General features: G+C 64.0%; 15 protein-coding genes. 6 read left to right on the forward strand and 9 right to left on the reverse strand.

Translation table 11 applies throughout. From position 1 onward, the window contains the following. Nucleotides 1–35 precede the first annotated feature (35 nt). Nucleotides 36–896 carry a glycosyltransferase family 2 protein gene (locus tag ACR42D_RS11045; protein WP_484566859.1) on the reverse strand — a complete coding sequence of 287 codons (861 nt, stop codon included), beginning with the start codon at nucleotides 894–896 and terminating at the stop codon, nucleotides 36–38. A 72-nt stretch (nucleotides 897–968) separates the two neighbouring features. Between ACR42D_RS11045 and ACR42D_RS11050 the strand changes: the two genes are divergently transcribed. After that, nucleotides 969–2,078: a glycosyltransferase family 4 protein gene (locus ACR42D_RS11050; RefSeq protein ID WP_484566860.1), complete on the forward strand. Its 1,110-nt coding sequence runs from the start codon at nucleotides 969–971 to the stop codon at nucleotides 2,076–2,078. Between the two features lie 6 nt (nucleotides 2,079–2,084). On the opposite strand, the gene ACR42D_RS11055 is transcribed toward ACR42D_RS11050, so the two are convergent. The 5 genes from ACR42D_RS11055 to ACR42D_RS11075 form a co-directional block, all read right to left on the reverse strand. Beyond that, nucleotides 2,085–3,008 carry a lytic murein transglycosylase gene (locus ACR42D_RS11055; protein ID WP_484566861.1) on the reverse strand — a complete coding sequence of 308 codons (924 nt, stop codon included), beginning with the start codon at nucleotides 3,006–3,008 and terminating at the stop codon, nucleotides 2,085–2,087. Nucleotides 3,009–3,027: 19 nt separating this feature from the next. Beyond that, nucleotides 3,028–3,234 (reverse strand): dual CXXC motif small (seleno)protein, encoded by a 207-nt coding sequence (locus ACR42D_RS11060; RefSeq protein ID WP_484566862.1) that lies wholly within the window; start codon nucleotides 3,232–3,234, stop codon nucleotides 3,028–3,030. A gap of 4 nt (nucleotides 3,235–3,238) precedes the next feature. Beyond that, nucleotides 3,239–4,600, reverse strand: a complete 1,362-nt coding sequence (locus ACR42D_RS11065) for a TolC family protein (RefSeq protein ID WP_484566863.1) — start codon at nucleotides 4,598–4,600, stop codon at nucleotides 3,239–3,241. A gap of 98 nt (nucleotides 4,601–4,698) precedes the next feature. Beyond that, nucleotides 4,699–5,490 (reverse strand): MogA/MoaB family molybdenum cofactor biosynthesis protein, encoded by a 792-nt coding sequence (locus ACR42D_RS11070; RefSeq protein ID WP_484566864.1) that lies wholly within the window; start codon nucleotides 5,488–5,490, stop codon nucleotides 4,699–4,701. Nucleotides 5,491–5,507: 17 nt separating this feature from the next. Next, nucleotides 5,508–6,239, reverse strand: a complete 732-nt coding sequence (locus ACR42D_RS11075) for a DUF1614 domain-containing protein (protein WP_484566865.1) — start codon at nucleotides 6,237–6,239, stop codon at nucleotides 5,508–5,510. Nucleotides 6,240–6,376: 137 nt separating this feature from the next. Between ACR42D_RS11075 and rfbA the strand changes: the two genes are divergently transcribed. Beyond that, complete coding sequence (rfbA, locus tag ACR42D_RS11080; protein WP_484566866.1) at nucleotides 6,377–7,258, forward strand: glucose-1-phosphate thymidylyltransferase RfbA; 882 nt, start codon at nucleotides 6,377–6,379, stop codon at nucleotides 7,256–7,258. A 106-nt stretch (nucleotides 7,259–7,364) separates the two neighbouring features. Here the strand turns inward: rfbA and ACR42D_RS11085 are convergent, their stop codons facing one another. Next, entirely contained in the window at nucleotides 7,365–7,508 is a 144-nt protein-coding gene (locus ACR42D_RS11085) for a hypothetical protein (RefSeq protein WP_207259676.1), read from the reverse strand. Nucleotides 7,509–7,763: 255 nt separating this feature from the next. Between ACR42D_RS11085 and ACR42D_RS11090 the strand changes: the two genes are divergently transcribed. Next, on the forward strand, nucleotides 7,764–8,336 hold the full coding sequence (locus ACR42D_RS11090; protein ID WP_484566867.1) for a PilZ domain-containing protein: 573 nt from the start codon (nucleotides 7,764–7,766) through the stop codon (nucleotides 8,334–8,336). Here ACR42D_RS11090 and ACR42D_RS11095 read toward each other — a convergent pair. After that, a complete protein-coding gene (locus ACR42D_RS11095) occupies nucleotides 8,333–8,710 on the reverse strand; it encodes a hypothetical protein (protein ID WP_484566868.1) in 378 nt (125 codons plus the stop codon). The genes ACR42D_RS11090 and ACR42D_RS11095 overlap by 4 nt on opposite strands. Nucleotides 8,711–8,874: 164 nt before the next feature. Between ACR42D_RS11095 and rdgC the strand changes: the two genes are divergently transcribed. Genes rdgC through ACR42D_RS11110 form a run of 3 tightly spaced genes read left to right on the forward strand, consistent with a single transcriptional unit; the run spans nucleotide 8,875 to nucleotide 10,591 of the window. Beyond that, nucleotides 8,875–9,489, forward strand: coding sequence for a recombination-associated protein RdgC (gene rdgC, locus ACR42D_RS11100; RefSeq protein WP_484566869.1), 615 nt, complete (start codon nucleotides 8,875–8,877; stop codon nucleotides 9,487–9,489). Between the two features lie 9 nt (nucleotides 9,490–9,498). Continuing rightward, complete coding sequence (locus ACR42D_RS11105) at nucleotides 9,499–10,020, forward strand: hypothetical protein (RefSeq protein ID WP_484566870.1); 522 nt, start codon at nucleotides 9,499–9,501, stop codon at nucleotides 10,018–10,020. 4 nt (nucleotides 10,021–10,024) lie between these two features. Next, nucleotides 10,025–10,591 (forward strand): GDSL-type esterase/lipase family protein, encoded by a 567-nt coding sequence (locus tag ACR42D_RS11110; RefSeq protein ID WP_484566871.1) that lies wholly within the window; start codon nucleotides 10,025–10,027, stop codon nucleotides 10,589–10,591. On the opposite strand, the gene ACR42D_RS11115 is transcribed toward ACR42D_RS11110, so the two are convergent. Continuing rightward, the gene (locus tag ACR42D_RS11115) at nucleotides 10,581–11,327 is read right to left on the reverse strand and encodes a TVP38/TMEM64 family protein (protein ID WP_484566872.1); all 747 of its coding nucleotides are present in this window, start codon (nucleotides 11,325–11,327) and stop codon (nucleotides 10,581–10,583) included. The two genes, ACR42D_RS11110 and ACR42D_RS11115, sit on opposite strands and share 11 nt — an antisense overlap. Between the last annotated feature and the right edge of the window lie 85 nt (nucleotides 11,328–11,412).

The raw sequence follows: 11,412 nt of genomic DNA on the forward strand, positions 1-11,412 counted from the left end.
AGCACGCTCCGCGGCCAGGAGCCGCCCCGCATGCGCTAACTCAACGTATTCAAGGGAATTTCTTTCCCGTCGCGGACCATGCAAAACAGGGTCCAAACGCGCTCGGCCTCATCCTTTTTGCCTCTCTTTTCGCACCCTTGCATATAAATTTCAACCTTGCGGCGCAGGGAGTCCAGGGCCAGCCGGTGCTGCTCTTCGTCAAGTTTTCGGCTTTGCAGGATTTTTACCAGCGCGCGGATGCGGTGCAGGTCGGCGCACGGCACGCACACGGACAGCTGGTCCGGCCTGCCGCCGTGCTTCAGGGTCAGGGGCTCGCGGACCAGCCCCACCGGGAAATGCAGGCAGGCGCGCAGCCACATGTCGTAGTCCTCGCAGGACGGCATGGCCGTATCGAACGGGCCCATGACCTCCCAGGCCGCGTGGGTGAACATGGTGCACGACGGGCTGATCAGGCACATCTCGAGCGCGGCTTCGAAGAACCACCCCTCGGGCTTGGCGTACCGGGCGGGCTGGTTGACCCGCTTGCCGCCCCGGTACCAGATCTCCTCGGTCTGGCAGATCTCGTAGCCGTGCTCGGCCATATAGGAAAGCTGCGTGGCGAGCTTGCCGGGCAGCCACTCGTCGTCGGAGTCGAGCAGGGCCACGACCTCGCCCCGGCACTCGGCCATGCCGTTGTTGCGCGCCCCGGACACGCCCTGGTTCTCCTGTCGGCGGTAGTGGATACGCGGGTCGTCGAACCGGGCCAGGACCGCCTCGGTGTCGTCGGTGGAGCCGTCGTCGATGATCCGGCACTCCCAGTTGGCGTAGGTCTGGGCCAGGACGGATTCGAGCGCCCTGCCGAGGTACTGCGCCCGGTTGTAGGTGGGCAGGATGATGGAGACCAGACTGTTTTTCATGTATGTGAGCCCTTGCCTTCGCCGTCGCGAACTGTCATGTTGTGTATCCAACAGTCCACCCAGGCGCAATCAATGAGAATATTTCAAGTCATAAATGTCCGCTGGTTCAACGCGACGGCGTGGTACGCCATCACCCTGAGCAAACTCCTGGCCGACGCGGGCCACGAGGTGCTGGTCCTGACCCAGGCCGGAACACAATCCGAGGCCGTGGCCCGGGAGGCCGGGCTGAAAACCGTGGCCGTGGACCTGAACTCCACCAATCCCGTACGCTTCGCCGGTGCCGCAAGGCATATCATACAACTGCTGCGGGCGCACCGTCCGGATATCGTCAACTGCCACCGGGGGGAAGGCTTTTTCCTGTGGGGGCTGCTCAAACTCTTCGGCTTCCACTACCGGCTGGTGCGCACCCGTGGCGACCAGCGCCCGCCGCGCTCGGACGCCCTCAACCGCTGGCTCCACGCGGGCGTGGCCGACGCCGTGGTGGTCACCAACCGGCGCATGGCCGACTATTTCCTGCACAGGATGCGCACGCCCGGCCATGGGCTGTGGCTCATCCACGGCGGCGTGGACACCGCGAAATTCCACTTCGACCGGGCCGGTCGGGACCGCGTCCGCGAAGAGTTCGGCTTCGGGCCGGACGACCTGGTGATCGGTCTGCTCGGCCGCTTCGACCGGGTCAAGGGGCACAAGGAGACCATCGAGGCCGTGGCCGCATTGCGCAAGCGCGGCATGGACAACATCCGCCTCTTCCTCATCGGCTTCGACACGGCCATGACCAGCGACCAGATCAAGGCGCACATCCGCGACGCCGGGGCCGAGGACATCACCCGCATCAGCGGCCGCCGCGACGACGTGGCCGCCTGCGTCAGCGCGCTGGACATCGGCGTGGTCGCCTCCTTGTGGTCCGAGGCCATCGCCCGCTCCGCCCTGGAGATCATGGCCGCCGACCGACCGCTGGTGTCCACCAACGTGGGCGTCATGCCGGATTTGGTGGACCCGGCCGTGCTGGTCGAAGCCGAGGACGCGGAAGCCCTGGCCAAGGCCATCGGCGCGGTGGCCGGCGACGCCGACCTGCGCGAACAGGTCCTGGCCGCCCAGAAGCGGACCATGTCCCAGCTCACCCTGGACGAATTCCTCAAACGGACCCTGAATCTCTACCAGAGCCTCGTGGACGGGGACTGATCGCGGTCAGCCGCCGAACAGCTCCCGAGTCTTGGCGATCCGGTCGGCCACGGCCAGAACGGTCATGGCGTAGCTCTCGGAGTGGTTGTAGCGGTAGATGACCTTGCGCTTCTGCGCCTCGGTCATGGAGTCCTTCCAGCCGTGCTCGGCCACGAAGTTGGCCATGGAGTAAAGGGCGTCCCTGATCTCGAACAAATCCACACGGCCGTCGCCCGAGCCGTCACGGCCGTAGTGTTCGGCGTTGGAGGGCATGAACTGGCACAACCCGATGGCCCCGTACACGGAGCTGCGGATGGTCAGCGGGTCCTGGCCGTTGGCCTGGGCGTAGCGAATCAGCGCCTTGAGCTCCTCGTAGGCCCAATCGCCCTTCTCCCGGGTCCTCTTTACCAGCCAGACCATGGTCTCGGCCGGAACGTCCCGACTGTCGACGCTGTCGCGGATAAGCTCGAAATCCCCGGCCAGGGCCATGGAGGCCAGTATGGTGAATCCGTTGTAATCGCCCACGGTCATGCCCAGGCGCGACTCGATGAGCATGAGCGCGGTCAGGATCTCGCCCGGCACCCCGTATCTCTCGTGGATCACGGTCAGCTCCGCCCGGTGCTCGCGGTAGAAGGCGTAGGCCCCGGCGATAAGCAGCGGATTGAGGTAGCGGTCCATGACCTGGGGTTCGGGCTGCGGCCCCGGCTTCTGACCGGACATTTTGGTGTGCAGCAGGACGTTCATCTTGCGGGCCATGATCTCGGGCTGGAACTCGAGGTCCGGGCTGGAAAAAAGGTAGGCGACCTTTCGCCGCTCCAGGCCGTCGGCGGACAGGCGATCCACCAACGGGTCCCACAGCCCCCCGGCCACGGCCGGTCCGGCCATAGTCAACAGGCCCAGGCAACAAAAGAAAACGGCGGCCAACGTTGTATCGATGGCCGCGCGTTTCATGCGCCTTTGTGGCTTTGCGTCAAATCCGGTCCATGGGGACAAAACCCATTTCCTCCTCGAAGTCTTCGTCCATTCTGGCGGAGAACTCCCTGAGATCATAGACCTTGCCGCAGGTTGGGCACTTCAGCGTGACCTCGCGGCATCCCCGGTAGGCGGTCAGGTCCTGACCGCACTTCTCGCACTCCATGCCCCTGGCGCGCCAGGTGCGCTTGCGGCCGGAAAACACGGTGCTACTTGACCTCTTTGAGGCCGAGGTTCTTCTCGCCCATGGCCACATAGAGGGCGGACACGGCGGTTCCGTAGTCGGCCAGGGCCTGCGAAAGCTGGGCCTCGGCCATGCTCAACCGCTCCTGGGCGTTGAGCACGTCGGTGTTGGTGCCCACCTGGGCCTGGTAGCGGGCCACGGCCATGCGGTAGGCCTCTTCGGCCGCCACCACCGACTTCTTGGCCACTGAGATGCGGTCGGCCGCCTCCTGCAGGTTCAGGATGGAGCTCTTGACCTCGAAGCCCGCGTTGAGCCGGGTGTTTTCCAGGTCGGCCTGCATCTGCTTGACCATTTCGTCGTACTGCTTGGATTCGTAGTAGTCGGAGCCCCACTGGAAGATGTCCATGGTGGCGTCCACGCCGGCGGTCCAGTATTCACCGGAGGACTCGGAGGTGTAGCCGGAACCGTTGACCGCGGCGTCGTCACCGCGGGTGACGTAATCCCAGTGGCCGTTGACCGAGGGGTAGAAGCTGCTCTCGGACATGGTCACGTCCTTCTGGGCCATCTCAACGCTCTTCTGGCCCATGATCAGGTCGGGCCGGTGGTCGTAGGCCCGGGTCAGGCACTCCTTGAGGGTCAGGCCGAAAGGGATGTACTTCAATTCGCCCACGTACTGGATCGGGGCTTCCAGGGGGATGTTCAACAGGGTGTTGAGTTGGGCCTCCTGGGTGGAAACATTGTTGCGCGCCCGGAGCAGTTCCTGCCGCGCGGTGGCCAGGTCGACCTCCGCGTCCAGGACCTCGGCCTTGGGCCGCAGGCCGACTTCGTAGAAGGCGCTGGTCACCTTGAGCTGGGATTCCAGGCGGGCCACGGAGTCCTCGGCGCTCTTCACGTCCATGCGCGCCTTGAGCAGGGAGAGGAAGTTGGTCTGGACGTTCTCGACCAGGGTCAATTCCACGTTGGTCAGCTGGGCCTCGGTGGACTCGCGGTTCAGCTTGGCCTTCTGCCAGTTGGCCAGAAGGTTGAAGCCCTGGAAGATGGGCTGGTCCAGGGACAGGGAAGCCACCCAGTCGCCGTCCTTCCCGCTGTATTGGTAATCACGGTTGTAATACTTATATCCGTAAGTGCCGCTCAGGGTCGGTCCGAACTTGCCGAGCGCAGAGCGCTGGCCGTGCTGGGCGCCACGCAGCTGAGCGCGAATGGCCTGCATGTTCGGGTTGTACTCGAGGGCCCGCTGCACGCATCTCTCCAGATCAAAGGGGCCGGAGATGTCCTCAGTTCCGCCTTTGTCCATGGCGGGATCGGCGTCCTGGGCGAAAGCGAGTCCGGCCGACGCCATCAGGGCCGAGAGGATAAGTGCCAAAAACAAAAACCGTGTGCGGTTCATATTGGGATTCCTGCCTGAAATTGCACGTTAAGTTGAACCATCAACAATCATCAATCCAACTATTTAACGACTTTTTCTAGAGGTCGCAAGACAAAACGTCAATCGTCACGCAATGCGGCGCAGTCCGACGGATCGCCCTGAAGCTTCTCCAGCGTGTGCCGGAAAGTCGGCAGCAGCGGCTCCAGGCATTCGGCCACGGCCTTGGGGCTGCCGGGCATGTTGACGATGAGCGCGTTGCCGAGCGTCCCGGCCACGGCCCGCGATATGGCCCCGTGCGGGGTCTTGGCCAGACTGGCCATGGTCATGGCCCGCTCGTAGCCGGGCAGCCGCTTCTCGATGACCGCCAGGGTCGCCTCCGGGGAGACGTCGCGCGGGGCCACGCCCGTGCCGCCCGTGGTCAGAATGAGGTCGACCCCCTGGTTCAGGGCCAGGTCGACTAAAAGTCCCTTGAGCTGGGAAGTCTCGTCCGGGATGACGAATCCCTGGACGTTGTTCAGTTCGAGGACCTCCCCCACCATCCTGCCGACCAGCGGGCCGGATTCGTCCACGCGCTCGCCGCGAGCCCCCTTGTCGCTCAGGGTGATCCAGGCCAGGGCGTAGCCGGTGCGCGAGACCTCGAAAGATCCGTCTCCCGGCCCCATGTCGTCCAGGGCTTCAAGCAGATACTGAGGTTGCGACGAACCGTCCGGTCCGGCGGGCAGCCAGGCCGCGGAGCGGACCTTGAACGCGCCGCCCTCCCCGGCCAGCCGGTCGCCCGCGCGCAGGCCGGGCCGGAACGTGTCCGTGGTCGCGGCCCCCGGCAGCGGATCGCCGGTGCCGCAGCAAAGATGGATGAGGCCGCCCTTGCCCACCGGGACGGCCAGACTGAGATTCAGGCTTTTGCAGGTCATGGTTTCTCCCTTGGTTATCAGGCCAGCAGGACCGACAAGATGCCCGCCACGAACACGCCGCCGAAGGTGCCCGGACCGCCGATGGAGACCATCTGCGTGCCCACCCGGTTGCGGAAGCGCGGCACCAGGAGCGGAATGACGTTGCCGCCGAGCACGGCGCCCATGGTTCCGGCCACGTAGGCGGCCACCGGACGGTACTCGGGGGGCACGAAAAAGTAGACGCACAGAAAGGTGATCAGGGCGGGCAGGACCAGCGGAATGCGCATGCCGGTGAACGGGTCGGGCTTGGACATGGCGTAACACCCGGCCGCGACCATGAGCAGGACGAATCCGATCCAGGGGTAGACCCCGCCCGCCTGAAAGATCATGTGCTGACGGATGATGAAGGTCACGCTCAACAGCAGGGGCATGACGAAGCCCCCCACGTTGAGGGCGAAGACCTGCTTTTTGAGTTCGCTCTCGGCCTCTTCCTCGATGCGCACCGGACGGCCGCCCTCGTCCATGCCGAAGCTTACGGACCGGGGCCGGGTGACCACCACCAGCCGTTCGCTGGTGTGCACCGGGATGTTGATCATCCGCCCGAGCAGAATGGCGATGAGCATGAGCACGCCCTGGGCCGGGGTCAGCCCCAGCTTGGAGAAGGCGTCGGCCACCAGGGACACCGGCAGGAACACGAACAGGAAGAAGAGCGCCACCAGCAGGAGCAGCGCGGGGATGATGCCGCCGGAATATTGAAAATAGGGATTCATTGATCGTACCTTTTGTCAGGACCCGCCCGGGCCGGTTGGTTTTGCTTTTATCCCGGCCCTATAGTAAGGCAATGTCCATGCAGTTGGGGTGTATCCTAACTTGAAATCGAAGTAAATCAAAGCACTCAGAGGCATACATGAAAGGCATCATCCTCGCGGGCGGCTCCGGCACCCGGCTCCATCCCCTGACCAGGGTGGTCAGCAAGCAACTGCTGCCCGTCTACGACAAGCCGATGATCTACTATCCCCTGTCCACCTTGATGCTGGCGGACATCCGGGACATCCTGATCATCTCCACCCCGCACGACCTGCCGAACTTCCAGAAGCTGCTGGGCGACGGGTCCCAGCTCGGCCTGAACCTGAGCTACCTGGTGCAGCCCCGGCCCGAGGGACTGGCCCAGGCCTTTCTCATCGGCGAGGATTTCATCGGCAACAGCAACGTCTGCCTGGTGCTCGGGGACAACATCTTCCACGGCCACGGACTGGGCTCCATCCTGCAGTCGGCGGGCCGCCTGCAAAGGGGCGGCCTGGTCTTCGCCTACCTGGTCAAGGACCCGGAACGCTACGGCGTGGTGGAGTTCGACCGCAATTTCAAGGCGCTGTCCATCGAGGAGAAGCCGGCCAAGCCCAAGTCCAAGTACGCGGTCACCGGCCTGTACTTCTACGACAACGACGTCATCGCCATGGCCAAATCCCTGAAGCCCTCGGAGCGCGGCGAGCTGGAGATCACGGACATCAACAAGCTCTACCTCGAGCGCGGCGACCTGGAGGTCCAGACCCTCGGCCGAGGCTACGCCTGGCTCGACATGGGCACCCACGAATCCCTGCACGGGGCGTCCGGCTTCGTGCGCGCGGTCCAGGCCCGGCAGGGGTACGTCATCTCCAGCCCCGAGGAGATCGCCTACCGCAGGGGGTTCATCGCCCGCGACCAGCTCATGTTCCTGGCCGCCGAGATGAGCAACAACGAATACGGCCAATATCTTCTGGAAGTGGCCAAGGAAGAACCCGGCATCTTTTAGGCTGATTGCGCCAAGGCCCGAAAACAACAAAGCCGCTTCCCCCGACACCGGGAAGCGGCTTCGCCGTAAAAGAGAAAACGCGGCCCGAAGACCGCGTCATTACACTCTAGTGATGGTCGCTGTGCATGGCCTCACGCACGCGGATGATACCGATGGTGAGAATCCAGGCCAGGTAGATGAAAATCAGGGAAACGCCGACAAAGCCGGGTCCGGAACTCTGAGCCATACCGTGAAGCAGTTCGCCAATCATGTTATTCCTCCTCGATCACCCTTTTAGCTTGAAAAGATGTACCTTATTGCCCCTCAAAACGGCTTGTTGTCAACCCCCGTTCCACCATTTCCCCGATCCCTTGCGCTCGGCGGAAAAGCCCTGGCTGGCACGGCCTCTCCAGCCCGGTACCGCCAACTCGCCGCGTCTCGCCCGATCGGCATGGCTTGTCACGGCCCCGGCTTTGCCATATTATTATTCCTCAAGCGTAAAAGACCCTACAACAAGCGGAAGACAATGGGCATTCTGAATTCTCTGGGCAAAATCTTCTCCCGGTCCGGCAAGGACGGCGCACCCACCAAGGGCAAGGCGGCCAAAACGGTCGCGAAATCCGGCAAGGACGTCGCTGTCGAGCTCGGAAAGGCGCCTAAGCCCGCGAACCATGACGAGGGCTTCCATGCGGGCCCGGTGGACGAGGAGGCGCTCGGCTTCAGCATCACCATCAAGGACGGCCGGATCACCAAGCGCAAGGCGTTCAGGGTCACCGTGGACGGGTTGACCGCGTTCATCCCCCGGCTGGGAAAGACTTTTCCGGTGACCGACATCAGCGCCTCGGGCCTGGGCTTCCGTTTTCAGAAGCCCCGGATCAAGTGCGGGGTGAAGATCAAGATGGATCTGCTTATCAACGGGGGGCGCGAGGTCGAGGCCGTGCTGTGCAAGGTCATGCGCCACGAGCGCGGCGTGGTCGGCTGCGCCTTCGTGGACCTGGACCGCAAGCAGGAAGACGCGGTCAGCCGGATCGTCCTGGAAGGCGAGAAGCAGCTGGCCTCCCGCAGGACCCTGGCCAGGAAACCAAAGCCCCAGTCCTAACTTTCGGCCCTCTCGCGCAATTCCTCTATATATGCGTCGAGGTCGTTGGGCTCACCCGGCTTGTGGTCCTCGGGGTAGAGCAGCGCGGTCATGAAGAAGACCGAGCCCAACCGCAGGGCCGTGCTGGCGCTCATGGAGAACTGCTCCAGCCGCCGGGCCACGCCATCCGCCTCATCGTTGGACAGACGCTCCACCAGCACCCACGAATTCTTGGCCAGCCCGGCCAGCAGCTTGGCCTTTTTCTCCAGGCAGGCCTGGAACGCGGTCTGCCCGCCTTCGGCCATGGCCGTTTCCCCGTCGGCCTCTATGCGCTTCACGTCGGCGCTTATGTTTTCCAGAAAGGTTATCAGTTCAGGCAAGGCGGTATCGGACATGGCGATCTCCTGTTTTTTTGCCGAAGCATAGCCGCGAAACTCCTTGAAAACAAGGTCGTGCGGAACCCGGAAGCGCGGGACGGACCGCTGAATCCGCTTTACACGGAGGCCAAGAGGTTTTACCTCATGGGGTCCCGGAACTCGAACATTCAAGGAGACTCGAATTGAGCCTACTCTCCTCCAGCCTCGGGCTGACACGATACCGCATCATCGAAGAGGTTCCCAAGGAACTGCTTCAACAGGTGCCTGAGAAACTGAAACAATTCTGCATGGTGGACATCGACGGCACGGCCGACGAGCGCTCCTTCGGCTGGACCAACTTCGACGACATGCTGGACACCAACTGGGTCGTGTCCCCGCCGGAAAAGGCCGACTACTTCGTCTTCTCCCTGCGCCTGGACACCCGGCGCATCCCGCCCTCCGTGCTCAAGAAGCACAACACCATCGCGGTGAACAAGGAGCTGGAGCACAACAAGGAGCAGGGCAAGAATTTCGTATCCCGCGACCGCAAGCGCGAGATCAAGGAGCAGGTCACGCTCAGGCTGCGCGCCCGCACCCTGCCCATCCCGGCGGTCTTCGACATCGTCTGGAACGCCTCGACCAACCGGATCTACCTGGACACCACCAACGCCAAGGTCCGCGCCCTGTTCGAGGACCACTTCGCCCTGACCTTCGACCTCCACCTGGAACCGCTGACCCCGTTCTTCATGGCCATGGACATTCTCGGCGAAGAAGCCGCGCCCAGGCTGGAAAACCTCGACCCGACCATCTTCGTCTAGGAGCAGACCATGGATCTTTCACTCGTAGAACGCGAAAACACCCTGCTCGGCCAGGATTTCCTGACCTGGCTCTGGTACAAGACCGACGAGGACGCCGTGCTCTTCAAGCTCGAGGACAACCGGACTTTCACCCTGCATATGGAGCAGAAGCTGTCCGTCCAGGGCGGCGAGGGCGAGACCAAGGCCACGGCCACGGTGTCCAGCCCGGCGGGCGAGATGTCCGAAGCCAGGGCGGGCCTGCGCACCGGCAAGAAGGTCCACAAGGCCCAGCTGATGTTCTCCATGGACCAGGATGAATGGCTGGTCACGGTCAGCGCCGCGGACTTCGGCCTGTCCGGCCTGAAGACCCCGAAGATCAACACCAAGGACGACGAGGGCGACGACCCGGACGCCAAGTTCCTGGAAAAGATATTCCTGGTGGATCGATGCCTGGAGATGTTCGACGTGGTCTTCACCCAATTCCTCAACCTGCGCATGAGCAAGGACTGGGCCGAGGAATCCGCCCGGGTCAAGCTCTGGATCAACGGCTAGCATCATGTCCGAACCCCTGCGTATCGCCTGCTTCGGCGACAGTCTTACCGAGGGCTACGGCTTGGCCCGGCAGGAAGCCCTTCCCGCCATCCTGCAGCGCGAACTGTATGAACGGGGCGTCCACGCCCACTGCCTCAACTTCGGCGTTTCCGGCGACACCTCCGAGGACGGCCTGGACCGGTTGGACGACGTCCTCGAAGCCGAGCCCGACCGCGTGGTCCTGGCCTTCGGGGCCAACGACTGTTTCCTGGAAGACCCGGTGGACGAGGTGGCGGCGAGGCTGTCCGCCCTGATCGAGGCGTTCCGCGACCGGGACATCCCGGTCCTGCTGGTGGGCGTCAACGCCGGGCTCACCCCGGACCCGGCCTACCGGGCGCGCTTCGAGGCGATCTTCCCGGCCCTGGCCGAGCGGTATGGAGTTCCCCTGTTCCCGGATCTCCTCGCCCCGTACCAGGGCGACCCTTCCCTGACCCTGCTGGACGGAATGCACCCCAACGAGGCCGGGGTGGAGGCCATGGTCCGCGCCCTGGTCCCCATGGCGGAGGCGCTGGCGCGCGGGGTCACGCCCTAGGCGGCTTTCTAGGCGGCTTTCCCTCCCCTTCACATTCGGCTTCTTCGTCGGCCTCGTCCTTGAGGAACGTCTTCTTCATCCGGTGAACTGTATAGGCCACCGCCACTCCGGCCACGCCCAAAGCCACGGCCGCGCCCACGGAAACGTGGCCGCGCACGCCCGACGAGAGCAGATGCCCGCCCGAGGCCAGAAAAAAGGTCTCGGGCAGCATGGCCAGCCAGGAGAGCAGCGCGTACGGCAGGCAGCGGACCTCGGTGATGCCGAGCAGATAGCTGGTCACCGGAAAGGGCAGGACCGGAATGATCCGGCTCAGGGAGATGAGATGCAGCGGGTGGACGCGGCTCAAGGAGAGCATGCGCCGGTACACGGCATGGTCCGCGAACCGGGCGCGCAGCCGTTCGCGCACGCCGTAGCGGGCCAACAGAAAGGCCATGGTCGCGCCGAGGGTCATGCCCGCCGAGGCGTAGACCGCCCCGAATTTCCAGCCGAAGAGCACCCCGGCCGCCACGGTGAAGAGCACCTGCGGCACCAAAAACATGGTCAGCAGCGCGTTGACCGCGATGAAGACCAGCGGGGCCAGCTCGCCCTGGTCGGCCACGAACTCGGTGACGCGGGACATGTACCGCTCCCCCCAGTGCTCCAGGGCCAGGGAGAGCAGGCCGAGCAGTCCCAGGACCACCGCGAACTTGATGATCATCGGCCAGGACAGGGGCGATTTCTTCCCGTTTCGTACCATGCGAAGCGTCCTCCGGGCGTGTGCGGCGGGGCCGGGTCTTGTGCTCGGGCGGGGAATGCCATAGCGTAACGCCGGATCTCGGCCT

The organism is Pseudodesulfovibrio sp. lm2024 (assembly GCF_051175575.1).
Classification (GTDB): Bacteria; Desulfobacterota; Desulfovibrionia; order Desulfovibrionales; family Desulfovibrionaceae; genus Pseudodesulfovibrio; species Pseudodesulfovibrio caledoniensis.

Bases quoted from the DNA above. Each gene is read 5' to 3' on its own strand.
- ACR42D_RS11045 (WP_484566859.1), bottom strand. From the start codon at position 896: ATGAAAAACAGTCTGGTCTCCATCATCCTGCCCACCTACAACCGGGCG.
- ACR42D_RS11050 (WP_484566860.1), top strand. From the start codon at position 969: ATGAGAATATTTCAAGTCATAAATGTCCGCTGGTTCAACGCGACGGCG.
- ACR42D_RS11055 (WP_484566861.1), bottom strand. From the start codon at position 3,008: ATGAAACGCGCGGCCATCGATACAACGTTGGCCGCCGTTTTCTTTTGT.
- ACR42D_RS11065 (WP_484566863.1), bottom strand. From the start codon at position 4,600: ATGAACCGCACACGGTTTTTGTTTTTGGCACTTATCCTCTCGGCCCTG.
- ACR42D_RS11070 (WP_484566864.1), bottom strand. From the start codon at position 5,490: ATGACCTGCAAAAGCCTGAATCTCAGTCTGGCCGTCCCGGTGGGCAAG.
- ACR42D_RS11075 (WP_484566865.1), bottom strand. From the start codon at position 6,239: ATGAATCCCTATTTTCAATATTCCGGCGGCATCATCCCCGCGCTGCTC.
- rfbA (WP_484566866.1), top strand. From the start codon at position 6,377: ATGAAAGGCATCATCCTCGCGGGCGGCTCCGGCACCCGGCTCCATCCC.
- ACR42D_RS11085 (WP_207259676.1), bottom strand. From the start codon at position 7,508: ATGATTGGCGAACTGCTTCACGGTATGGCTCAGAGTTCCGGACCCGGC.
- ACR42D_RS11090 (WP_484566867.1), top strand. From the start codon at position 7,764: ATGGGCATTCTGAATTCTCTGGGCAAAATCTTCTCCCGGTCCGGCAAG.
- ACR42D_RS11095 (WP_484566868.1), bottom strand. From the start codon at position 8,710: ATGTCCGATACCGCCTTGCCTGAACTGATAACCTTTCTGGAAAACATA.
- ACR42D_RS11105 (WP_484566870.1), top strand. From the start codon at position 9,499: ATGGATCTTTCACTCGTAGAACGCGAAAACACCCTGCTCGGCCAGGAT.
- ACR42D_RS11110 (WP_484566871.1), top strand. From the start codon at position 10,025: ATGTCCGAACCCCTGCGTATCGCCTGCTTCGGCGACAGTCTTACCGAG.
- ACR42D_RS11115 (WP_484566872.1), bottom strand. From the start codon at position 11,327: ATGGTACGAAACGGGAAGAAATCGCCCCTGTCCTGGCCGATGATCATC.